Source organism: Sphingomonas sp. LH128, assembly GCF_000293195.2.
Classification (GTDB): Bacteria; Pseudomonadota; Alphaproteobacteria; order Sphingomonadales; family Sphingomonadaceae; genus Novosphingobium; species Novosphingobium resinovorum_A.
Genome location: NZ_ALVC01000310.1, coordinates 62,117 through 83,775, shown reverse-complemented (window position 1 = coordinate 83,775; position 21,659 = coordinate 62,117). Strand labels below are relative to the sequence as shown.

The 21,659-nt window shown below is 63.6% G+C and carries 25 protein-coding genes; 7 read left to right on the top strand and 18 right to left on the bottom strand.

Annotated features, from left to right (window positions below):
• The 5 genes from LH128_RS22690 to LH128_RS22670 all read right to left on the bottom strand — a co-directional run.
• A partial coding sequence (locus LH128_RS22690) for a TraB pilus assembly family protein (RefSeq protein ID WP_008832030.1) occupies positions 1 to 878 on the bottom strand: 878 nt, incomplete at its 3' end.
• Positions 879 to 882: 4 nt separating this feature from the next.
• Positions 883 to 1,686: a type-F conjugative transfer system secretin TraK gene (locus LH128_RS22685; RefSeq protein WP_037520903.1), complete on the bottom strand. Its 804-nt coding sequence runs from the start codon at positions 1,684 to 1,686 to the stop codon at positions 883 to 885.
• Positions 1,683 to 2,249, bottom strand: coding sequence for a type IV conjugative transfer system protein TraE (locus tag LH128_RS22680; RefSeq protein WP_008832028.1), 567 nt, complete (start codon positions 2,247 to 2,249; stop codon positions 1,683 to 1,685). Before LH128_RS22680 ends, LH128_RS22685 begins: the two co-directional genes overlap by 4 nt.
• A gap of 1 nt (position 2,250) precedes the next feature.
• A complete protein-coding gene (gene traL / locus LH128_RS22675) occupies positions 2,251 to 2,541 on the bottom strand; it encodes a type IV conjugative transfer system protein TraL (protein WP_008832027.1) in 291 nt (96 codons plus the stop codon).
• A gap of 56 nt (positions 2,542 to 2,597) precedes the next feature.
• A complete protein-coding gene (locus LH128_RS22670; protein WP_008832026.1) occupies positions 2,598 to 2,918 on the bottom strand; it encodes a TrbC/VirB2 family protein in 321 nt (106 codons plus the stop codon).
• Between the two features lie 361 nt (positions 2,919 to 3,279).
• Here LH128_RS22670 and LH128_RS22665 point away from each other — a divergent pair, with 361 nt between their 5' ends.
• Entirely contained in the window at positions 3,280 to 3,792 is a 513-nt protein-coding gene (locus LH128_RS22665) for a hypothetical protein (RefSeq protein WP_051211559.1), read from the top strand.
• Positions 3,793 to 3,887: 95 nt separating this feature from the next.
• Entirely contained in the window at positions 3,888 to 4,436 is a 549-nt protein-coding gene (locus tag LH128_RS22660; RefSeq protein WP_008832024.1) for a hypothetical protein, read from the top strand.
• 50 nt (positions 4,437 to 4,486) lie between these two features.
• Here LH128_RS22660 and LH128_RS22655 read toward each other — a convergent pair whose 3' ends face one another.
• The gene (locus tag LH128_RS22655; protein WP_008832023.1) at positions 4,487 to 5,482 is read right to left on the bottom strand and encodes a lytic transglycosylase domain-containing protein; all 996 of its coding nucleotides are present in this window, start codon (positions 5,480 to 5,482) and stop codon (positions 4,487 to 4,489) included.
• A 110-nt stretch (positions 5,483 to 5,592) separates the two neighbouring features.
• On the opposite strand from LH128_RS22655, the gene LH128_RS22650 reads away from it, so the two are divergent.
• A complete protein-coding gene (locus LH128_RS22650) occupies positions 5,593 to 6,888 on the top strand; it encodes a hypothetical protein (protein WP_008832022.1) in 1,296 nt (431 codons plus the stop codon).
• Positions 6,889 to 6,934: 46 nt separating this feature from the next.
• Here the strand turns inward: LH128_RS22650 and LH128_RS22645 are convergent, their stop codons facing one another.
• Positions 6,935 to 7,204, bottom strand: coding sequence for a hypothetical protein (locus LH128_RS22645; RefSeq protein ID WP_008832021.1), 270 nt, complete (start codon positions 7,202 to 7,204; stop codon positions 6,935 to 6,937).
• Positions 7,205 to 7,370: 166 nt separating this feature from the next.
• Between LH128_RS22645 and LH128_RS22640 the strand changes: the two genes are divergently transcribed.
• Complete coding sequence (locus LH128_RS22640) at positions 7,371 to 7,709, top strand: hypothetical protein (RefSeq protein ID WP_172705145.1); 339 nt, start codon at positions 7,371 to 7,373, stop codon at positions 7,707 to 7,709.
• A gap of 223 nt (positions 7,710 to 7,932) precedes the next feature.
• Entirely contained in the window at positions 7,933 to 8,358 is a 426-nt protein-coding gene (locus LH128_RS22635; RefSeq protein ID WP_037520901.1) for a DUF983 domain-containing protein, read from the top strand.
• A gap of 95 nt (positions 8,359 to 8,453) precedes the next feature.
• On the opposite strand, the gene LH128_RS22630 is transcribed toward LH128_RS22635, so the two are convergent.
• The 9 genes from LH128_RS22630 to LH128_RS22595 form a co-directional block, all read right to left on the bottom strand.
• Complete coding sequence (locus LH128_RS22630; protein ID WP_008832018.1) at positions 8,454 to 9,080, bottom strand: glutathione S-transferase family protein; 627 nt, start codon at positions 9,078 to 9,080, stop codon at positions 8,454 to 8,456.
• Positions 9,081 to 9,259: 179 nt separating this feature from the next.
• Positions 9,260 to 10,393 (bottom strand): hybrid sensor histidine kinase/response regulator, encoded by a 1,134-nt coding sequence (locus LH128_RS22625; protein ID WP_008832017.1) that lies wholly within the window; start codon positions 10,391 to 10,393, stop codon positions 9,260 to 9,262.
• A complete protein-coding gene (locus LH128_RS22620) occupies positions 10,390 to 10,965 on the bottom strand; it encodes a chemotaxis protein CheB (RefSeq protein ID WP_008832016.1) in 576 nt (191 codons plus the stop codon). Before LH128_RS22620 ends, LH128_RS22625 begins: the two co-directional genes overlap by 4 nt.
• Entirely contained in the window at positions 10,962 to 11,789 is an 828-nt protein-coding gene (locus tag LH128_RS22615) for a CheR family methyltransferase (protein ID WP_008832015.1), read from the bottom strand. The genes LH128_RS22620 and LH128_RS22615 overlap by 4 nt, the downstream gene beginning before the upstream one ends.
• A gap of 7 nt (positions 11,790 to 11,796) precedes the next feature.
• The gene (locus LH128_RS22610; protein WP_008832014.1) at positions 11,797 to 15,228 is read right to left on the bottom strand and encodes a response regulator; all 3,432 of its coding nucleotides are present in this window, start codon (positions 15,226 to 15,228) and stop codon (positions 11,797 to 11,799) included.
• A gap of 45 nt (positions 15,229 to 15,273) precedes the next feature.
• A complete protein-coding gene (locus tag LH128_RS22605) occupies positions 15,274 to 15,693 on the bottom strand; it encodes a DUF167 domain-containing protein (protein WP_315975831.1) in 420 nt (139 codons plus the stop codon).
• A gap of 81 nt (positions 15,694 to 15,774) precedes the next feature.
• Positions 15,775 to 15,930, bottom strand: a complete 156-nt coding sequence (locus LH128_RS33695) for a hypothetical protein (RefSeq protein ID WP_165362022.1) — start codon at positions 15,928 to 15,930, stop codon at positions 15,775 to 15,777.
• Positions 15,931 to 16,188: 258 nt separating this feature from the next.
• A complete protein-coding gene (htpG, locus tag LH128_RS22600; protein ID WP_008832012.1) occupies positions 16,189 to 18,081 on the bottom strand; it encodes a molecular chaperone HtpG in 1,893 nt (630 codons plus the stop codon).
• Between the two features lie 171 nt (positions 18,082 to 18,252).
• Positions 18,253 to 18,789, bottom strand: coding sequence for an Lrp/AsnC family transcriptional regulator (locus LH128_RS22595; RefSeq protein WP_037520898.1), 537 nt, complete (start codon positions 18,787 to 18,789; stop codon positions 18,253 to 18,255).
• 29 nt (positions 18,790 to 18,818) lie between these two features.
• Here LH128_RS22595 and LH128_RS22590 point away from each other — a divergent pair, with 29 nt between their 5' ends.
• On the top strand, positions 18,819 to 19,721 hold the full coding sequence (locus LH128_RS22590; RefSeq protein WP_008832010.1) for an EamA family transporter: 903 nt from the start codon (positions 18,819 to 18,821) through the stop codon (positions 19,719 to 19,721).
• A 348-nt stretch (positions 19,722 to 20,069) separates the two neighbouring features.
• Here the strand turns inward: LH128_RS22590 and LH128_RS22585 are convergent, their stop codons facing one another.
• On the bottom strand, positions 20,070 to 20,255 hold the full coding sequence (locus tag LH128_RS22585) for a YdcH family protein (RefSeq protein WP_037520926.1): 186 nt from the start codon (positions 20,253 to 20,255) through the stop codon (positions 20,070 to 20,072).
• A 208-nt stretch (positions 20,256 to 20,463) separates the two neighbouring features.
• Here LH128_RS22585 and LH128_RS22580 point away from each other — a divergent pair, with 208 nt between their 5' ends.
• Complete coding sequence (locus LH128_RS22580) at positions 20,464 to 20,880, top strand: low affinity iron permease family protein (protein WP_008832008.1); 417 nt, start codon at positions 20,464 to 20,466, stop codon at positions 20,878 to 20,880.
• Between the two features lie 92 nt (positions 20,881 to 20,972).
• On the opposite strand, the gene LH128_RS22575 is transcribed toward LH128_RS22580, so the two are convergent.
• Positions 20,973 to 21,527 carry a DUF4142 domain-containing protein gene (locus LH128_RS22575; RefSeq protein WP_008832007.1) on the bottom strand — a complete coding sequence of 185 codons (555 nt, stop codon included), beginning with the start codon at positions 21,525 to 21,527 and terminating at the stop codon, positions 20,973 to 20,975.
• Positions 21,528 to 21,659 lie beyond the last annotated feature (132 nt).

Sequence of the window (21,659 nt, the reverse complement as noted above, 5' to 3'; positions counted from 1 at the left end):
CCGTTGATGAGGCAGCCCTCGATCTTCGTGGTGAGCAGGCGCCCGTTCTGGAAGACGCTGCGTGCAGGGCCTGTCACGCGCAGCACGACCGGAAGCGGGTCGGACTGGCTGTTGACGCCGGCACTGGCATCGACGCCGACGATCACCTTGGCGGATGCGAAGCTGTTGGGCGGCAGGTAATTGACGCTGTCGGTATAGACCGTGTTGCCCTTGGCGACGCGCGAGGCATTGCCGGTCTCGGTGGTCTGGAAGTTCACCATCTTGACCTCCGCGCCGCCCATCGGCGCGCCGGCGGGCCCGGCCGCCCCCGGCGTGCCATCGGGCCGCCGATAGGCCTGGGTCCCGCCCGGACCGTAAAGCGCGGCTGGACCTGGTTGGGGCGGCGGTGCCGCCCGCTGCTGGGCCGCCTCGCGCTTGAGCCGTTCGTTCTCGGCCTGGTAGGCGGAGAAGACCCGCTGGCCGTCGGCCTGAAGGGCCTGGTTCTGCCCCTTCAGCGCCTCGACCTGGGCTGCCAGCGCGTCGACGCGGTTTTGCTGCGCATTCACCGACTTCAGCTGGTTTTCCATCGACTGGAACTGGTTCTCGGACATTCCCATCCACTCCTGTTGGGAGAGGTTGCGGTTCACCAGATCCTTGGTCGACACCTCGACCTTTTCGCCGTCGTCCTCTTCAGCCGCGTCCTTGTCGTTGCCCCCGAAGATCCAGAAGGACGAGAGCACCAGCCCCGCGCCGGCAACGCCCGCGAGCAACAACCGCTGCTTCTTGCGGGTCGCCTCGTTGCTGCCGATTTCACCGGTTACCGGAGAAACATTCTCTGTTTCTTCATCGGGACCGTCCAGGGTGCGACGGGTGCGCGAGAAAATGTCCGCGAGTGCCATATGACTACCTCCCGATCTGCGAGACGAGATAGGCCGTGGTGACCTTGCCTGGCGCGAGCGTCGGCTCGGCGATGGAGACGGCGAGCGCGCTGCGCGGCGCGACCGCGCCTTCGTTGAGAGCGATCGGCGCGTTGCTCATATTCTCGATGCGCAGAACCTTGCCGGTAAGCTCCTGCCCCCGATATTCCGCGATCATCTGGACTTTGAGCCCGCCGACGAAGACCGGGCGCAAAGTGCGCTGCCGCATCTCGTAGCCATCGACGATGCTGTTGGAATACATCGCCTGAACGAGTTCGACGGCTGCATCCTGCGGGCCGGCCTTGACCGTGGTGGCGACCGCCTCAGCCGAACGATCTTTCGCGATCGCCGGGTTGGAAACGAAGACCTGCGCCGCCTGCTCGCCGCCGATGCGGCAAACGAACTTGTAGACATAGCCGCGCTTGGTCGTGCCGAAGAAGGAGAGGGCGGGCCGCCCGAAACCCTCGGGTACCGACAGATAGATGTCCCCGCGCACCGGTTCGTTGACGACGCTGAAATCGTCCGTCGGATTGCCGGTGGAGATCTTCGAGACGCTGGCGAACTCGTCCTCGACGAGGCTGATGCGGGTCAGGTCCTTGGCCGACGCCTGGCAGTCGACCTGGCTGCTGTCGGACGCCATGATCGTCTGGTCCGCCCAGGCGGGCTCGGCGACCAGGAGCAGACCCACCGCGACCAGTCCCGCGCCCATGAAACGGCTCGCGTGGCAATAATATCGGGAGCACAAGGCTGCGCCGGCAGCCGTGCTGCCGATGGCGATAGCACTCATCATTGATCTCCTTCCTCGGCTTTGGACACCATCCCGAAGCCGACGAGCTGCAGCGAGACGCCCGAATATTTCCATTTGAAGCGGAAGGTCCGGCGGTCCTTGGAGATGACCTTGCTGCCTACGATCGTGTGCAGGTCGCCCGTCACGTCCGAGGTCAGATTGTCCGGATCGAGCTTCATCGATTGGATCGCGAAGAACTGCGCGATCGAGGATCCGCGCTGCTCGTTGACGATTTTGAGAAGGTCCGCCTTGAGCCGCCCCTGTGCGCTTGGCGCCGTGATATCGAGAACCGACTTCATCCAGTATTCCAGGTTGCTCGGCGACCGATCGAGGGTCAGCACCGCGGCGTCGCGTGTGACCATCTCCAGATACTCGCGGCTGACCCCGGCGCTGCTGACTGTGAGCGGCGACCGCAGGATCGGCTGCAGGACGATCTCCCGATCGCGGGTCGCAACCATCAGGAAGAGGATGGCGGTCAGCGCTGCGAGCACGCCGGCAATGGCGACGAGGATGTTGCGCTGCTTGAGAACGCGCTGGCTTTGCGCGTGGCTGTTGGCGATCTCCATGTCAGCCGGCCATCAGTCGAAGGTAGGAGGGCGGTGTCGCCTTCATGCCGGTGAACCCGGCCGGAAGGTGCCAATAGGCCATGTGCAGCAGCCAGGATGCCGCCCGTCCCGCCTTAGCGCGCTTCAAGCCCCACCAGCCTGCTCCAGCGAGCAAAATGCCGATAAGGATATGCTGAGACAGGATCCCCCAGGTGAACGGAATCACCATCGCGAGGAACTCATCCAGGGTCCACAGCCCGATCAGTTCTGGATCATCCAGATGAGTTGGAATGACATATTTGTCCGCAGACATCGCACCACCCTCCATTTGGACCGTCGGCGCTGCTACGCCGCCGGCCCGAACCCACGTCAGATCGTTGCGGTGACGGTCGAGGTGACGATCGGCACGCCGGTGCCGGCGCCCACGCCGACACCCACCGGGATGGCGATCTGACCCATCGAGAAGCGGCCCGAGGCGAGCGCGACCACGCCGCCGGCGAGGCTGAGCACGGTGATGATCTTGCCGCCCGATCCCTCGAGGAAGTCGGTGAACTTGGTGAGCGCGGTGTCGAAGGTGGTGTCGGCGCCGGCGAAGGCCGGTCCGGCGAACATGAGCAGCGCGAAGGCCAGCGCCGCGATCACGAGGATCGCAAGCTCTACCCGCCCGCCATGCTTCAGTACCTGTTGCATGAGCATTTCCTTCCGATTGAGACGCGGCGGTTCCGCGCCCAATCGAAGGCTGTCCCCTCGCTCGCCGGCCGAGCAACCTTCCCCGGCTCGGCGCGTTGCGGGGGACATGAATTTTTCTTCCAGCCCGAGTCGCTTGGCGCTGCGCGCGAACCGCTCCGGTACGCGCTGCGAGCCGGGGTGGCCCGCTGTGCAGACCGGGACGGTCACCAGCGCGCGCCACGCTGGCCCGAAATCCGAGCCACCCGCGCGACTCGCGAAAATTTGCGATAAGATTGGTTAACGGTTAGGTTCTACCGTGGAATCGGCAGGAGCTTCGTGCCGCGTAGCAAGGACGCGGGATCCGGCACTCCAGGGGGGTCGAGTGGGGCAGGGTTACAAAACGTCACAGGGACAGGACGCGGCGGGAGTGGGTTTCCCCCGACAGGTCAGCATCGATATTTCCGAGCACTTCTTCCGCCTCACCACCGAAAGCGTGCGGCTGCGATCGAACGAAACCCATTCTTACCAGACGCTCGCGACGCTGGTGAATGCGCGCGCCGCCTCCGCCGCGGCCATGGATCATGATTCCGATGTGCTTCGCTCGCATCTGGACAAGATCCCCACCGAAGGCGGCATTCGTATCAAACTGCGCGTTACCGCGAGCAGCGCCGAGAACCTCAGCGAGGCCCAGCATATTCTGGCCAGGCAACTCGGGCAGGGCATGTCCGCCGGCGACATGCTGTCGCTTCTCCTGTTCGACTATATCGTCGAGCAGAAGGCGAAGGCCGTCGTGGCGAAGCTGCGCGAACAGGGGCTCGATTTACCGCCTGCCAAGCCCGCCGGAAAAATTGCGAGCGATTCGCAACAGACAAGTCCATCCGTTCCAATGGCTTAGACGATACCTATAAAGAAATTCAGGTCAGAGGTTGTTGCAAAGCGTTTCCCGCTGTGATTTGGTGCTCTTACGGAGCAGGATCAGGGGGCCGGTTCATGACATCCCTTGCCAGCAGCGGGGCACCTTCCTCGACGGACGAAAGCAAGTCCGCTGAAGAGAGCGCTGCGATCCCCTTCAGGGACTATATTCCTTACATTCTTCAAGCGATGTCGGATCAAAATGTGAGCGTGCGGAAACTGGCGCTCAAGACCGGCATCAGACGTAACCGCCTGTCTAATCTTCTGCGGCCCACCGCCGATCCTTCCACCCGCGAGAGCATGACGCTCGTCGAGTTCCAGACGATCCTTCATGTCCTTCAAATCGGGTTCATCCAGGCCGTTCTCGGTGTCGAAACTCTTCGCGACCTGGATCTTCTCCATGACGGCCGATTCTCGACGATGATGCAGATGATTTCCGAGGTGTTCGCGAGCCTACCGCTCTCGCTTGTCCATGCGCTCAACGAAGTGGAAGGCATGGATGGCACCGAGATCCGCCGCGAATGGGCAGGCCCCTTGCGCGACGGCGTCGTTGACCGGGTGGTACGCGAGGTCATAGCGATCATCGAGCGGCGCGCCCGCATGGAGCAGAGCTTCCGCCTGGATTGACCGTCGGACGCCGTCCGTGCGGTTCGCACTGGCGTCCGTTGCCTCGGGTCTCAGAAGCGCGAAACGATCGCGCTGCGTCCATTGAAACGCGGAGATGTTGGAGCGGGCGGCAACGATGGGCCGGTGACACTGGCGGTCCGCGTGAAACCGCTCAGGCGCCGCCAGTTGAGGAGGATATCGTCGACATAGGCCTGGGTCTCGGCGATCCGCGGCACCTGGCCGCCCCGCACCCGTCCCGGCCCGGCATTATAGGCCGCCAACGCCAGATGGACCTGGCCGAAGCGATCGAGCTGGCTGCGCAGATAGCGCGCGCCGCCGTGCAGATTCTGCTCGATATCGTAGCGATCCACGCCCAGCCCCGCAGCCGTGCCGGGCATGAGCTGGGTCAATCCATAGGCATTTTTCGGCGAGACGGCCCGGTCATTGTAGCGGCTTTCACGGATGATCATGGCGTCGAAAAGGCCGACCGGGATGCCATATTGGCACGCGATCGCGCTCATCATCCCGTAATAGCCCGCCCGCCGGATCTCCGCCTGGGCGCTGAGAAAACCGGCCGGCCGATAGCCTCCGGCATAGCATCCTGGCGTGTATCGGGTTGCGGCGCTGGCAAAGGCCAGTCCGCCGCGCATCCACGCCGGAACGCGTATCGCCTCCAGCGTCGGCGCGGCAAAAACGCCGGGCGCGGCCGCAACCGGGGGCGCAGCACCGGCAGCGGCCAGGTCGACCGGCGAGGCCTCGCCGGGGACCGCTTGCCCGTAGGTCTGCGCCATCTGAAACTGCACCCATTTGCGGCTGAGATCATGAACGCTGAACGACGCTGGAAGCGCGGCAGGACTTGCCTCGGCGAGCGGGGCTCCTTCGTCCACCGCGGGCGTGTCCGGGCGGTCTGTGCCATCTGCGCCCGCAGCGGCCGGCAGGCGTGGCGGCGCCGGCACGCCCATCGTGATGAGCTGAACGGTACGCGGCGAACCTTGCGGGCTGGCGGCGGCAAGCGGGGCTGCGAGGGTGATGGTGAGCAGCGGTGCAGCAAGGAGCGCGGTCTTCATAAAACCTCCCGAAACCTGTCCTTGCCCGAGTGGAGGTGAACCCAAATCCCGTTGTCAATCCCGCGGCGCCTAGTCAGACTTTGCCCATTGCGCTCCAAAAGGGCTCCTCCATGTGGCTGATCGACCGGCAAGGCGACGGACAAAAAGGTCGTCGCATCCCCCTTCCCGACCTCGTGCGGTCCGCACTGGTGCGCTGGTATATGGGCGAAGGCTCGCGCGGCGATGAAGAGGCGGGGATCGCGCTTGTCCAGCAAGCACGGATCGGCGCCAAGTGGATCGCATGCGACTGCCTGGGTCCCGACACCCGGCCGCCGGTCCTGACCCCCGCCTTCCTGTCGGAAGCTGAAACCTATTATCTGCGGCGCCTGACGGGCGCCGACCGGCCCGAGCATCGTCCCCAATGCCCCTTCTTTCGCGAGCAGGCGACCAATCGCATTTCGGAGATCCGTACACCCCATTCGCCGGCCGATCCCCCGGAAGGTTATTTCGAAGTGCTGCGGCCAGCCCCTGAGAAGCTCGCGCAAAAGCCGCAGGCCGACAGTATCGACGACAGGACGCGAAATGCGACGGTGCCGCGTCTCGCCCGCCTTCTTTGGCGTCTTATGACCCTGGCCGGTGTCCATCGCACGCCGCCGCTTGGCGCGGAGCCCCCTGAACGCTCCATTGCGCAAGAATTCAGGGCCTTGAGCGCGGCGGCCGCGCGGATCGAGCTTGCACCCGGCATCGAGCTCGGCCGCGCCTTATGGACACACGCCCGTCCCTTTCACAGCAATCGCGTCTTCGCAGGCCTGCGCGCGCTATCCCATCAGTGGCCACCGGGTCACGCACCGCAGGCGTTCCTCGCGCTCTACGCAACAGCGGTGCAGGGTGCGACCATCCATGTCGCGGGCGCCGAGCCGCTGGTGCTCGCCAATCGGGTGCAGTCCCCATCGATCCGCGGCAACCCGATCAAAGGTCCTTACCTGGTGCTGGTCGTGGTCGGCGAATATCCCGAGGCCGACGGCTATGCGGCGCTGCGCGCCTATGCGCAGCCCATCCTCTCAGGCCAGCGTTTCGTGCCGGTTGCCTCCGAATTCGAGCGATCTCTTTATCGCGGCCTGCTCGACGCGCGACGCGCGCTCGATCGCCTCGGTATCGACCTGGTGATCGAAAAGCCGCTCTTCGACCAGTTGACCCCGCAAGGCCCCTGTCGGCCCGACTTCCTGCTTGAAGCGCAATCGAGGGAGACCGGCGAGGTCCGGCAGCTGGTCGTTGCGGCGCAGAGCGCGCTCGGCGAGAACTATCTGGCGGTGAGAGCCGCCATCCATCCGCGCCTGGAGACGATCGCGCCGCTGATTAGCCTCGGGCCTGACGCGCTCGAACGCGGCGCCGTACCGGATATCGTGCGAACCGCCTTAGGCCTGTGAGCCCGGCGCATTAGACAATTGTGATGCGGCAAGCGCGCCCCTCTGCTCAGGACCAGCGGAGCGTCGCGGCAAACCATGCCACGATGCACAAGGTGACCGGCGTCGACAGCAAATAGAGTTTCTGCCAGCGCCACCAGGTCCGCGGCAGGAACAATGCCGCTCCGCGTACACCGTGGATCTGGCGCCAGGCACGCTCCTGAACCAGCTGTCCGAGAAGCACGGCGACCGACAGCGAAACCGCGAGCGCGCAGCACAGGCCGACGCCAACGTAAATCGCAAGCCAATTGGCAATTTCCATCTGCGTCAACTGCGCCATGATTCTCTATGTCTTTCTTGCCATGTCCAGTACGCGCTTGAGACGACACCTGTTCCCGCGCGTTCGACACTTCCTAGCAGAAGCATATTGGCAAATGGTTTAGCTCCAAAATGGTCTTAATTCAGCCTGTTGAACCCGCTCATTCTTTGCCCATCTTGCCCCGAGGGTGAATGAAGGCCGCACGGGGTGCCTGAAGCGTCGCGGGTTCGTGCGGAATCCCACGAAAGGCAACGGTTCAAGGGCGAAGAAGGCTGTGCTGGCTACGGTATTGGTGATCGTCTTCCAGGGGACGGAAAAGGTGGGCATCTATGACGATCAGCCAGCGGCCAGCGCGGCCTTGTGGAGCTTCGTCGACGCGCATTGGGACGAGGCGCACCATGGTCCCGCGCCAGATACGAGGAGCGAGGCGCAACTGAACCTCTTCTTTGCCGAAGAGGGCGACAGCTATGTCATTGCGGAGGCGGATCTGGGCGACGCAGCGCAAGCGCTCGGCTCGCCGCTATAAGCAAGTTGGATCCAACGATCTCGAAGGCTGTGTGATGTTTTATACATCATAAGTGCTACTTCACATCTGAAAAAGAGATTGTATATCCGTTGTGGCTGTTCATTTGCTGTCAGCCCGCTTTCGAACTTTGCCGCTATCGGCCAGCAGCGAGAATGACCGTGCCTGACTTCATCCGAACGCCGTTCGGTCCCCGCGATCGTCCGGCCCGCACGCTGGACCGCTGATGCCAAAACGGAGAGACTGCGCTCTGCCCGAAACGCTGGGTGCCGCCGCGCTGCGGGGCCTGCGCGGCCGCTGTCCGCGCTGCGGCGACGCGCGGTTATTCCACCGGTTTCTTAAACCTGTGGCCGTCTGCGCACGCTGCGGCCAGGACTGGAGCCATCAACGCGCGGACGACTTCCCGGCCTATGTGGCGATCATCGTGACCGGTCACCTCATGGCGCCCCTCATCATCGCGCTGGCCCGCGATTTCGCGCTCTCGGTCACCGCCATGATGGCAATCATCGTACCGCTGGCGCTTGTTCTGCTCCTTGGCCTGTTGCAGCCCGCCAAAGGCGCGATCATCGCGTTGCAATGGTGGTGGGGCATGCATGGGTTCGTAAGGGAGCGTCCTGAACCGTCCGCCAAGTCCGGGGATGGCCTGCCTTGAACGGAATGAAGCACGCATCCCGGCCCTCCCCCCGCTAATTGCAGAGCAAGTTGATCGCTGATGGGCGCACGAGGGAGCGTCCGACGGAGGCAGGCCTACGCGTTAATACCGTCGTGTGAACGCATCATGGCGCGTTTGTAGGCATCGCGGCCGGTGGTGCGAGCCAGGTAAGCTTGTTCGGCTTCGCCCAGCGTGATGCCACAATTGCGTTGGCCCAGGTTCAGCGCGTAGCTCACCGAGATGTCGGCAGCAGTAAACTCCTCGCCCGCGAGATAAGGTGAACTCGCTAGGCGTTGGTTGACCAGCTTCAGCCGCTTCTGGAACGCCCCTAGGCACCACGTCGCACCCCAGTTCTTGCGTTCGGCCTCGGGCGCCAGGAAGCGGCTGACGACGACGGGCATCATCAAGGTAGCGAGGCCGGCCTCGCCCAGGTGTAGAAACTGCTGATAGGCGGCGAAATTCGGATCGTGCGGATCTGGCGCGAGCGGCGTCGGCCCGTAGCGGGCCATGAGATACGCCATGATCGCGATTGACTCGACCATGACGACGTCGCCGTCCTGGATCGCCGGGATGTAATCGGCCGGATTGACCACGAGGAACTCGGGATCCCGCTCGGGGGCCAGCATGTCAACCTGCCGGATGCGGTAAGGAAGGCCCATCTCTTCGAGCAGCCAGACGACCCGGATCGATCGCGATGTCTGTCCACCCCACACGGTAATCATCCGCCGATCCTCCCGCGTTTCCCTGACGCTCCACATTCGCGCACCTTACATGGTCCCGCCAGCGCATGCATGCGCGAAGCATAACATCAGCGGGGTGGTTTACCGACAACTGGCCCACCCGTTAATGGGAAGGCAGCGAACTTCTCACGTCCGACGGCAACAGTGCGGGCCGAACGGCATCAAAGCGGCAGAGAGACCTCGAAGACACTCCCCTCCCCTGGCGCGCTGCACTTGAGCATGATCGTGCCGCCGTGCAGCTCGACCAGCTGCTTGACGAGCGCCAGCCCGATCCCAAGTCCTTCCTGCGTGCGCTGGTTGGACCCGTCGATCTGGGCAAACAGATCGAAGATCCGGGCCTGCATCTCGGCCGGGATACCGACGCCCGTATCAGCAACCTCGATGCGGACCTGATCCTCCTCGCGCCTCGCGGAGAGGCGAATTTCTCCGCCCGCAGGCGTGTATTTGGCGGCGTTGGTGAGGAGATTGCCGACGACCTGCGCAAGCCGGGCATGATCGGCCTCCAGCCAGATCGGCTCAGGCGCGACATCCTGGATCAGCTCATGGCTGGCCGCATCGATATGATGGCGTGATCCTTCGACGGCAAATGTCAGCAGATCCTGGAGCAAAAGATGCTCCTTCTTGAGCGCGATCTTGCCTTGGTCGATGCGTGCGATGTCGAGCAGGTCCTCGACCAGGCTGCCGAGATGCCGCACATATTTGCTCATTTGCCCGCGCACCATCGTGGCTGTCTCGGGATCGGGCCTGCGTTCCATCAGGTGCAGCCCCGCCCCCATCGCCATGATGGGATTGCGCAATTCATGGGCGAGAACCGCCAGAAACTCATTCTTGCGGCGATCTGCGGTCTGCAGCACGCCGGTCAGCTCCTCAAGCGCATCACGCTGCGCCCCGATCTTCTGGCGCTGACGATAGAGGTCGAAGAAAATCCGGGCCTTGGAGCGAAGGATATCGGCCTCGATCGGCTTCTGGAGAAAGTCCACCGCCCCCGCCTCATAGCCCCGGAAGCGGCGTTGCTGGTCGGCGCTGCCGGCCGTCAGGAAGATGATCGGAACATCGCGCGCCCGCTCGCTTGCGCGCATGAATTCGGCAAGCTCGAAGCCGTCCATGCCGGGCATCTGTACGTCGAGCAGGGCGAGCGCCACATCATGCTGGAGGAGAAGCTCGAGCGCCTCCTCCCCGGATCGGGCCTTGAGGATCGACACACCCTGGTCGCCCAGCAGCGCCTCGAGCGCCAGAAGATTTTCTTCCAGGTCGTCGACCAGAAGGCAGTTGGGCAGAGGGTTCGCACTCGTCATGGTGCCACCAAGGTCTGAAGGTAAGCGAGGATGCCGCGCACATCCTGAGCCCGCGCTTGGGGCCACGCCGCAAGCGCGGCGGCCGGCATGGTGGAACTCGAGGCACTCGTCGGTTCTTCGACAAGGGTCAGACCGCCCGCCTCCCCGACGGCTCGCAGGCCCGCGGCGCCATCCTCGTTGGCACCGGTCAGCACGATACCGACGAGATCGGGGCCGAAGGCGTCGGCTGCGGTCTCGAAGAGGACGTCGATCGCTGGCCGAGAATGATGAACCGGCTCGTCCATCGCCAGCGCGACGCGCCCATCCTGTTCGATGAGCAGATGATAGTCGGCCGGCGCGAAATAGACCGTGCCTGGAACGGGGCTCTCCTTGTCTTCCGCCTCCTTGACCGTCAGCCGGCAGCGATCCGCGAAAAGGGCAGTCAGGGCGTTGGTGCGATCTGGCGGGATATGCACGACGATAAAGATCGGGACCGGAAAAGTCGGCGGGAGCGCGGGCAGGATTTCCAGCAGCACCTGCACCGCCCCGGCCGAGGCGCCGATGACGACCGCCCTGATCGGATCGCGGCTCATCCTTCCACCTTCTGATAGATTTTCTCTGGGGTGTTGAAATTGGCGAAGGCCGCCGCGTGCCGGGAAAAGCGCAGGCTCTCCTTCGAGCCGAGCCCCAGAAATCCCTTGCGGGCGAGGGAATCGCGGAACAGTCCGATGGCGCGATCCTGGAGTTCGCGATCGAAATAGATGAGCACGTTGCGGCACGAGATGAGATGCATCTCGGCGAACACCGCGTCGGTCACCAGGCTATGGTCGGAAAAGACGACCTGGCTCCTGAGCGTCTTGTCGAACACGGCATGCCCGTAATCAGCCGTATAATAGTCCGACAGCGACGAGCGCGCGCCCGACTTCTGGTGATTGGCCGTATATTTCTGCATCTGGTCGAGTGGATAGATCCCCGCCTGCGCCGCCCGTAAGGCATCGGGATTGATATCGGTAGCATAGAAGATCGTCCGCGCGCCGAGCCCCTCCTCGCGGAAGAGGATGGAAAGCGAATAGAGCTCCTCGCCATTGCTGCAGCCCGCCACCCAGACCTTGAGCGAGGGATAGGTCCTAAGGTGCGGGATGACGCGTTCGCGCAGCGCCTTATAATAGGCCGGGTCGCGAAACATCTCGCTGACCTGGACGGTGAGGTAATTGAGCAGGCGCGGTAGCGTCTGTTCATCATGGAGCAGGCTTTCCTGCATCGCCGAAAAACTCGCAAAGCCCAACTGGCTCCGCGCCTGCACCAGGCGCCGCTTGATCGAGGCGCGCGCATAGGGGCGAAAATCATAATGATAGCGCTGGTAGAGCGCCTCCAGCAGGAGGCCGATCTCCAAATCCTCGAGGCTGCCTGTCACCAAGGCCTCCTCATCGGGGCATCCAGACGCGCACCAGCGACAGGAGTTTGTCGACGTCGATGGGCTTGGCCATATAGTCGTTGGCGCCCGCTTCCAGGCAGCGCTGCTGATCGTCCGGCATGGCCTGAGCCGTCAGCATCACGATCGGCAGCTTGGCCCAGCGCGCATCGGCCCGGATCGCACGCGTCGCGGTCAGCCCGTCCATGACCGGCATCATGACGTCCATGAGCACAAGGTCGACGGCCTTTTTCGGATCGTCGCCGGCCTGGGCGAGCGCATCGATCGCCTCCTGCCCGTTGCGGGCGATCTGAACGATCGCGCCGCGCGGCTCGAGCACGCTCGACAGGGAATAGACGTTGCGCACGTCGTCCTCGACGATGAGGATGCGCCGACCTTCGAGCGCGGCGTCGCGGTGACGCGCCTTCTCGATCATGCGCCGCCGCTCGGGCGGCAGCTCGGAGACGACCTGGTGGAGGAACAGGGACACCTCGTCGAGCAACCGCTCAGGGGATTTTGCGCCCTTGATGATGATCGAGCTCGAATAGCGCCGGAGCCGCTGCTCGTCGTCGGCGGACAGGTCGTGCCCGGTGTAGACGATGACCGGCGGGAAGCCGTGATCTCCCTCCTGGCTGAGTGTTTCCAAAAGATCGAACCCAGAGGTATCCGGCAGGGTCAGGTCGAGCACCATGCAATCGAACGTCTCGCGCCGCAGCTGTTCCAGGCATTCGGCAGCCGTGCCCACGCCGATCGTCTCGACATCCTCCGAGCCCAAAAGCTTGCCCACCGCGTCGCGCTGGACCGCATCGTCCTCCACGATGAGGACCCGGCGCATGCGCGAGGAGAGCTTCGCCTGCAGGCCCTCGAGCACCTGGGCGAGCTCTTCGCGCTTGACCGGCTTGATGTGGTAGCCGACCGCGCCGAGCGACAGGGCGGTCTGGCTCTGATCGGCCGCCGAAATTACATGGATCGGAATATGGCGCGTTTCATCGTCATGCTTCAGCCGGTCAAGGACGGTAAGCCCGGACTGGTCCGGCAGACCCAGGTCGAGAACGATCGCGCTCGGCTTGAACTCGTGAGCATGTTTGATCGCGTCTTCCGCATTGCCGGCGATGACGCACTGGAAGCCGAGTTCGCGCGAAAGCTCGCAGACGATCTGTGCGAACACCGCATCATCTTCGATGACGAGCAGGACCCGGTTGCCCTCGGTCAGGCTCGCGCGGTCGTCTTCCAGGCTCCATGCCGATGGCGCGGGCGCCGGACGCAGGGGGATGGCGGGCGCCGCCGCGACGGGCGCGGGACCCGGGTCAAAACGCCGCCGGGTCGGCTGGGCGACGGTCTCATAGGCCAGTGGAATGGTGAGCGTGAAGGTGCTGCCTTCGCCAGGGCGGCTCTCCAGCGCAATCCGGGCGCCGAGCAGGCGCGCAAGCTCGCGAGAGATGGAAAGGCCAAGGCCCGTCCCGCCGAATTTCCGGCTGATCGTCGCGTCGGCCTGGTGGAAGGCCTCGAAGATCGAGGCCTGCTGCTCGGGCGAAATGCCGATGCCCGTGTCGCGGACGGCGAAGCGAATGGACGCATCATCCACGCGCTCAATGGCAAGGCTCACCTGTCCGCGCTCGGTGAACTTGAAGGCATTGGACAGGAGATTCTTGAGGATCTGCTCGAGCCGCATCCGGTCGCTCTCGATCGTGCGGGCACAGTCATCGGAAAGGCTGATGTCGAAACCAAGGCCCTTCTTCTCGGCAAGCGGGTCGAAGGTCCGCCGCAGGTCGCCCGTCAGCCGCTGCAGCGCGACGGTCTCGGGACGGATCTCGATGTGCCCGGCCTCGATCTTGGAGAGATCGAGAATGTCGTTGATGAGGGTCAGCAGGTCATTGCCAGACGACTCGATCGTATTGGCATATTTGATCTGCTCGTCGGAGAGATTGCCCTGCGGATTGTCTCCCAGCAGCTTGGAGAGGATCAGCAGCGAATTGAGCGGTGTGCGCAGTTCGTGGCTCATGTTTGCCAGGAAGTCCGACTTATACTGGCTGGCTTGCTCAAGTTCATGTGCCTTGGCGCCCAGCGCCGCGCCGGCTCGCTCCAGTTCGTCCCGCTGGGTTTCCAGCGTCTGTGCCTGTTCTTCAAGCTGGCTGTTGGTCTGTTCGAGTTCGACCTGCTGCTGTTCCAAACGAACCTGGGATTCCCGTAGCGCCCGGCCCTGCTCTTCGAGCTCTTCGTTGGAGACGCGCAGTTCCTCGCTCTGGGCCTGAAGCTCGCCGGCCTGGCGCTGCGTTTCCTCGAGCGCATCCTGGAGCCGGGCCCGGAAGCGCGCCGAGCGCAGGGCAATGCCGATCGCCGGCGAGACACGCTCCAGGAGATCGAGCACCAAGGGATCGACCGGCTTGAAGAAGCCAAGCTCCAGCACCGCATTGACCTGGGTGTCCGCCTTGGCCGGCACGATGACCAGATGGCGCGGCTTGTCGCGACCGAAAGCCGAGCCGATCGTCAGATAGCCCTCCGGCACGTCTTCCAGGACCAGCGCCTTCCCGTCGACCGCCACCTTGCCCAGCAAGCCCTCCTTGAGGTTGAAGGAGGAGGGCATATTGGCGTCGGCCGGAACCCCGACCACGGCCGCCCGCCGGAAGTGGCCGCTTTCGCCCTTGAACAGGGCGCCCCCCGAAAGGCCGGTATGCTCGGCCAGGAACGCCAATATGTCCTCGCCAAGCTGTTCGACGGACTTGTCCCCGCGCATCGCCTCGGAGAGGCCGACTTCGCCAGACTGCAGCCATTCCTGCCGTGCGCGCGCCCGTCCATTTCGGAGTAGCAGCACGAAGATAGCAATGGTGAGGGCGGAACCCAGAAGGCCCGAAACAACGCCGCTGGTGATGGCGGCACGCGCCGCATCGGCCATGTCGCCCATACGCTCTTCCCGCAGCCGCACCTCCTCGCGGGCCATGCCATCAAGCTGGGCGCGGATAGCGTCCATCTCGCCCTTGCCGCGGTCGCTTGTCACGATCCCCATGGCGGCGGTCAGACCCTGAGCGCGCCGCAACTCGATCGTCTCTCGCAGTTCAGCCAGCTTGGCATCGATATGGCGGTTGAGCGGTCCCAGGCTCGCTTGCTGCACCGGATTGTCGGCGGTCAGCGTCTTCAGCGCCGCGAGCCGCGCGGGCAAGGCGGCAACTGCGGTCCGATAGGGCTCGAGATAGGCGTTGGTTCCGGTCAGCAGATAGCCGCGCTGGCCCGTCTCCGCGTCTTTGGCGGTGGAAAGAACATCGTCGAGAGCGATCAGCACTTCGTGGGTATGGCGAATGGCCTTGTCGGCGTCGCGCAGCGCCTGGATATTCGAATAGGCAAGCCATGTACTGATCAGGAAGAAGGCCAGCCCCAAGACCAGACCGACAATGAGCCCGTTATTCTGCCGCTGCGGCGTGCCAACGACCGTGCTCTTACTCTCCAACATTTCCGCCAATCCCGTATCCTGTCCCGACCGCGCCAAAGGTGGCTGTCATACCCTTTTTTCCTGCCTGTGAAAGGATTTGGCGAGTTTACTCCGTGCGGCCGTCAGCGGCTCCGCGCGAGGCTTGACCACCCGGACGATCTTGTTTCGGCCCGTCGATCCGCGCAGCAATTCAAGTTCAGAAACTGGTTCACCGAGCGCTGCTGCCAAAAGCCTGAGCACGGCCTCGTTGGCCTTGCCACCTTCAGGCGTCGCTGTCGCCCGGACCTGCAAGATGCCCTCTCCGGTCGGCAGGATGATGGCATCGGCGGAGGCATTGGGCGTCACGCGAATGGAAAGCCGACCCGCACCATCGACGAGAGCCAGAATATCCGCCCTAGGCGGCCAGGACACTTTAGGCCGCGCCATGGCCGCACAAAGCCGTTTCGCTTTTGGGGATGGGCCCGAAGGCAGCTTGATCAAGGACATTGCGGGCTGCCCGCCCCCGCGTCACGCCAGGACTGCTTAAGCGCGGCGGCGCACGACGCGAGACGGACAGAGGGCGACAAGTCATGACCGGTGGTCATCGCCCGCGCTTGGCTGGTGATCAGCCCGGCGCGCCGCTTCCCTGTTCTGCCGATCATGGGCGCGGCCTCCGGCCACGGTCACAGCGAAGAACAGCACCATCAGGATGAGAGAAATGATGACGATCGCTGCGATGATCATAATGCGTGCCGGCCCTTTTGGATTCCGTCGGGCCAGCTCCCTGCGAGACTAGCCTTGCGCCCGCAGAGGCATCATGCCTCGTTCATGTTAGTACCATCTATCGATAGAGGCTGTGAATATAGAGATTTGATGTTCTATGCATCAGCAGGGGCGCGCGAGACGAAGAACTGGTAAGGCCCGGACCCACTATGAAGCGGAACCGGGCCGTACATCTAACCTTGGCTTGAGCGGCCGGCTGGACGCGCCCGAACCGTGCCTTCAGATCGGGCCGCTGCCGCGCAGCAGGACCCGGCCAAGCCTTTCAGAAAAGGCTCGCGGATCGAGCGGCAGTTCACCGTCGGCGATGCGGGCCTCGTCGAACAGCAGATGCGCTGCATCCTCGCGCAAGTCGGCCTGCTCTGCACTTACCGCGCTGAGCCTGGTGACGAGCGCGTGCCGGGGATTGATCTCGAGGACCGGCTTGCTCACCTGCGCAAGCTGCCCGGCGCCCGCCAGGAGCCGCTCCATCTGCCGGTCCATACCATGTTCGGGCGCGACCAGGCAGACAGGGCTGTCGGTCAGCCGTTCCGACGCGCGGACATCGGATACGACATCGCCCAGCGTCGCCTTGACGAAGTCGATGAAGCCGGCGACCTCGTCCGACGTTTCCGCCGGCGGTTGCTCGCCATCGGCGAGGGGTATGAGACCCAGATCCGACATGCCCTGTGTCACCGACTTGAACGGCTTGCCTTCGAAATCCGGCGCTCCAGTCACCCAGAAGCCGTCGATCTGATCGGTCAGCAGGAGCACTTCGATGCCGCGCGCGCGGAAGCCTTCGAGCTGGGGCGAGGAGGCGAGCCGCTCGATGTCGGACCCCACCGCATAATAGATGGCGGTCTGGTTCTCTTTCAGTCCGGCAGCATAGTCCTTGAGCGAACGCCATTCATTGTTCGACGTGCTGGTCTTGAAGCGGGCGAGCCCCAGCAGTGTCTCGCGCCGGGCGTAATCCTCGTAGAGACCCTCCTTCAGGACGGACCCGAAATTCTCCCAGATCTTGAGGTATTTATCGCCATCGCTGTTCGAGAGCTTTTCCAGTTCGCTCAGCACGCGGTTGGACACACCCTTCTGGATGGCGGCCAGAACCGGGCTCTCCTGAATCATCTCGCGCGAGACGTTGAGCGGCAGGTCCTGCGAGTCGACCAGTCCGCGCACAAAACGCAGGTAGCGTGGCAGGATCTGCGCCTCGCTTGTGATGAACACCCGGCGGACATAGAGCTTCATCCGCCCCGCCCGATCGGGGTCGAACAGGTCGAAGGGCCGCATCTCAGGCACGAAAGCGAGCACATTATATTCGTGCACGCCCTCGGCGCGGTAGTGCAGCGTCAGTGCCGGCGTGTCGAACTGCCCGGCGTTGGTCCTATAGAAGTCGGTATAGTCCTCCTCGCTGATCTCGGACTTGGGCCGCGTCCACAGCGCCGCGCCATCGGCAATCTGCGCCGGCTCCGCGTCGGGCTTGTCCTTGAGGACGATCGGCACCGGGACATGGCCCGACTGCGCCTTGATCTTGGGCTCCACGCTGAAGCGCCGGGTATAGTCGGCCGCATCTTCCTTGAGATGAAGAATGACGCGCGTTCCGCGCGCCGGAGCCTCGGCCGGATCAGCATCCCCGATCGAGTAGGTGCCCAAACCATCGGACGTCCACAGGCCCGCACCCTCTTCGCCAGCGCGGCGCGACAGCACATCGACCTTGTCGGCAACCATGAAGGCGGAATAAAAGCCGACGCCGAACTGCCCGATGAGCTGGCCGCCCTCGCCATCCTGCTTGGCGGCGATCTGTTCCATGAAGGCCTTGGTGCCCGAACGGGCGATCGTGCCGAGCGCCTCGGCCATTTCGGCCTGGGTCATGCCAATGCCATTGTCCTCGATGGTCAACTGGCGCGCATCGGGATCGAGCGTGATCGCGATCCGAGGCTGAGGGTCGTCTCCCAGCAGTGCCGGCGCCGCTATTGCTTCGTAACGCAGCTTTTCGCAGGCGTCGGCGGCATTGGACACCAGTTCGCGAAGGAAGACATCCTTGTCCGAATAGACGGAATGCACCATGAGATGCAGCAGCTTGGCGACATCGGCTTCAAAGGACCGCGTGTCGGGGGAAGCGTCGGTAATCGTGCTCATCGCTATATTTCGCTCTCCTTGGAATGGCGGGCGAAATCTGGTTGGAGCCGCCCGGATTTTCAACCCGATGAACGACCTAATCGCAATGCCGGTCCCGAGTGGCGCGCAGCATAGGATCGGGGACTGGACCACGCCAAGTTTATCCGCCGCGCACTGACCAATCGGTAGGGATCAAAGCGGAAGGCTTGCCCGCAGCGGGTTCAGGTGCACGATCTCGCGCAGGCTCACCAGCGTCTCGAAGTCGCGGACGTTCTCATCGGAGGCCAGCACTTCATCGGAAAAATGCTGGTACGCCTCGATCGAGGGAACACTGACCATCAGCAGGAAATCGGTGCGGCCGGTGACGTTCCACGCGCCGATCACTTCTGGATAGCGGCCCAGCTTCTCCGCAAAAGCCTGCTCCCGGTGCAGTCCTGATTGGTTCAATTCTACCAGAACGTGGATCGTGATCGCGCTGGCAAGGCGCGCCGGGTCGATCAGCGCGACGTCCGCGACGATCACACCCTCGGCTCGCAACCGGCGCAGGCGCCGCAGTACCGCGCTTTCCGACAGGCCGACTTCAGCGGCTATGGCGCGCGCGGGCGTGAGGGTGTTGCGCCGAACGATCGCGATGATTCGCCGGTCGAACTGATCGATATCGACCGTTTCCACCACTTCATCTCCATAAATGACGTATTCCGTCACACAATGGCGAATTTCGCCAGCCATCGCCAGGGGCTGGGGGATATATAGCCGCCATGACCACGCTGTCCGTTTCTGCCCGTCCGCCTTCCACACTGTTGCTGCGGGCCGCCCCCTATGCGGCCCTTGCCTGTTCGATAACGGCATTCTGCATTGGCACGTCCTACGGCAAGCAACTGTTCCCGATCGTCGGCGCGACAGGCACGATCGCGTATCGCGTCGGCTTTTCCGCGCTGATCCTATTGCTGGTGTTCCGCCCCTGGCGCCTGTCGCTGACCCGTGCGGACCTGTTCGCAACGATGCGCTATGGTGTGGTTCTGGGGCTGATGAACCTCAGCTTCTACCTCGCCATCCGCACGATTCCCCTGGGCCTTGCCATCGCGATCGAGTTCCTCGGCCCCCTGACGGTATCACTCCTCTATTCGCGCCGCCCGGGACAACTGGCGATGGTGGCGATGGCCGCGATCGGACTGGCCCTGCTTCTGCCTTTACATGAATCGCCTCACGCGCTCGATCCGGCCGGGGTGGGCTTCGCGCTGATGACGGGCCTGTGCTGGGGGCTCTATATCGTGTTCGGCAAGAAAACGACGCATCTCCCGGGCGGCCAGGCTGTCGCGCTCGGCATGGCGACCGCGGCCCTGGTCGTCGTTCCGTTCGGCATCGTCGAGGCGGGCGCGACCCTGCTCGCCCCTTCGCTGGTCCTCACCGGTCTCGTCACCGCCGTGCTTTCCAGCGCCTTGCCCTATTCGCTCGAGATGATCGCGCTCAAGCAGATCCCAGCGAACCGGTTCGGCGTGCTCATGAGCCTTGAACCCGCCGCCGGCGCCGTGGCAGGCGGCGTGTTGCTGGGCGAAATTCTTCTGCCCATGCAGTGGCTGGCCGTGGCGCTCGTCGTTGCCGCTTCAGCGGGATCGGTACTGCTGGGCGATGCCAAGGCGGATCTGCCGCCGGCGCAGTAGTCCTGCCCGCAGCCCACCGCTAATCGTCAGCCGAGACGCTGTCTTTCCCTGAGGGCCGATCATAAATGGGGGGCGGCACGCGCCAGGCGCCTTTATGATCCATCTCGATCGGCAAATCGCATCGCTCGCAGAACGCTTTGTACTGGCCCTGCTTGTCGCGCGCTATGGAAGCGGAAGACGGCTTATGCCCAACCAGAAGACAACGCACATACATGGTCCACGTCTAACGCGATCGACGGGACATTTGTAGCACCCGCGAGTCAATTCCCAACGCACTAACCGATGTACCTGTCACGCGCGCTTCAGCGGAAAGGCGGAACCGACGTTCTCGGCTCCGCCGTCCTGTCGTCAGGCCGCCGAGCTCTGGGCGCGACCGCGATCCATGGCCGTCAGTCGATCCTTAGCGGCGAGCTTGAGCTTCTTGAGACGCGCGACCAGAAGCTGGTCGGGTACAGGCCGCCGCAGTTCCTGCTCGATCTCTGCCTCCAGCCGGGCGTGCTCCTCGCGCAGATGGTTCAGATAATGGTCGGACATCGTCTTCTCCATGCCAGGTTGTGACTATGTACGCGTTCTCGCGCACAGCCTGAGAATAGGTGCGCGCTTTTCCCTTTTCCAGTGATTCCAGAGACGTCTGGCCGACATCAGCATGGCTTGGTCTGGCACCCCGGCAATCGTACAGCAACACGCCGCCTGGGCGTCAAAGCACCACCATCGTCTCAGCAAAGATTTGGACAATCTCCCCATGGATCGCTTCTTCACCGCCATCGCCACCCGCTCCGCCACGATCATGGGCCAGCCGCTGGCTTTCATTCTCTCGACCCTGTTCATCATTCTCTGGGCAGTCAGCGGACCATTCCTGAATTATTCCGACACCTGGCAGCTCATCGTGAACACCGCGACGACCGTCCTGACCTTTCTCGCCGTTTTCCTCATCCAGAACAGCCAGAACCGCGATGGTGCCGCGATGCAGGCCAAGCTCGACGAAATCATCCGCGCGCTCGACAAGGCGCGCGTCGAGTTCGTGGGCATCGAGCATCTGACCGACGCCCAGATCGCCAAAATTCGGGAAGCCCTGGAGAACGACATCCGCAATGAAGCAGACGACGACAAGGATCGGACCGTCACCCGCACCGTGGAAACTCTGCTCAAACGCTACTGACAAGCGCGCAGCGCCCATTCGGAGCGCAGGCGCCTCATGATGCTTAGGTCAGGGCGTCCGCCAGACACCCCGGTTGGTTAATCTGGCTGGCGTTAGAGGCCCTTGGCCATATTGAGGTGCGCAGTGACGATCGGCACGAGCTCTGACGCAAAGGTCTTGAGGGATGCAACGTCGCCGCTTGCCGCATAGGCCTTGAGCGCATCCAATGTCTTCTGGTGGCCATCGGCCTGAAGGCGCGCATAGGCACGATCAAATTCGGCGCCCGACTTGGTTTGCAGATCGGCGAGCTCCTGCTGCTGGGCCGGAGTCAACGCCGCATCAGGCGTGATCGCCGGCGTCGCGGCCGCGGCCGCCGTTTTGAGCTTCGCAGTCGAGTCCGTGTGGGCCTTGATCATCTGCTCGGCGAAGGACTTGATCTTTGCGGACTGCGCCTTGCTCGCCGCGAGTTTTGACGTCTCGATCTCGAAAGCGTCGCTTGCTGCCGCCGTGTTTGCAAAGGCCTGTCCCGGGCTCAGGACCGCAGGTGCCGGCGCGGCAGGTTCGGCCGCGGAGGTCGCTGCCGTGTTCTCGACAGGCTCGGCCTTCTTGCCGCAAGCGGAAAGGCAAAGCGCGGCGGCCGAAAGAGACACCAAAAGAAGCGGTTTCATGAATAACTCCCCCATTCGAGCAGGACGCCTGCTCAACGCGGACCAGGCTTCATCGTTCCAGCGGCGGACCTTTTCGAACGCGGGACGTTACACCCCTGCCCGCCCGCAGCGCGGCAAGAGACCCAAGGAGAC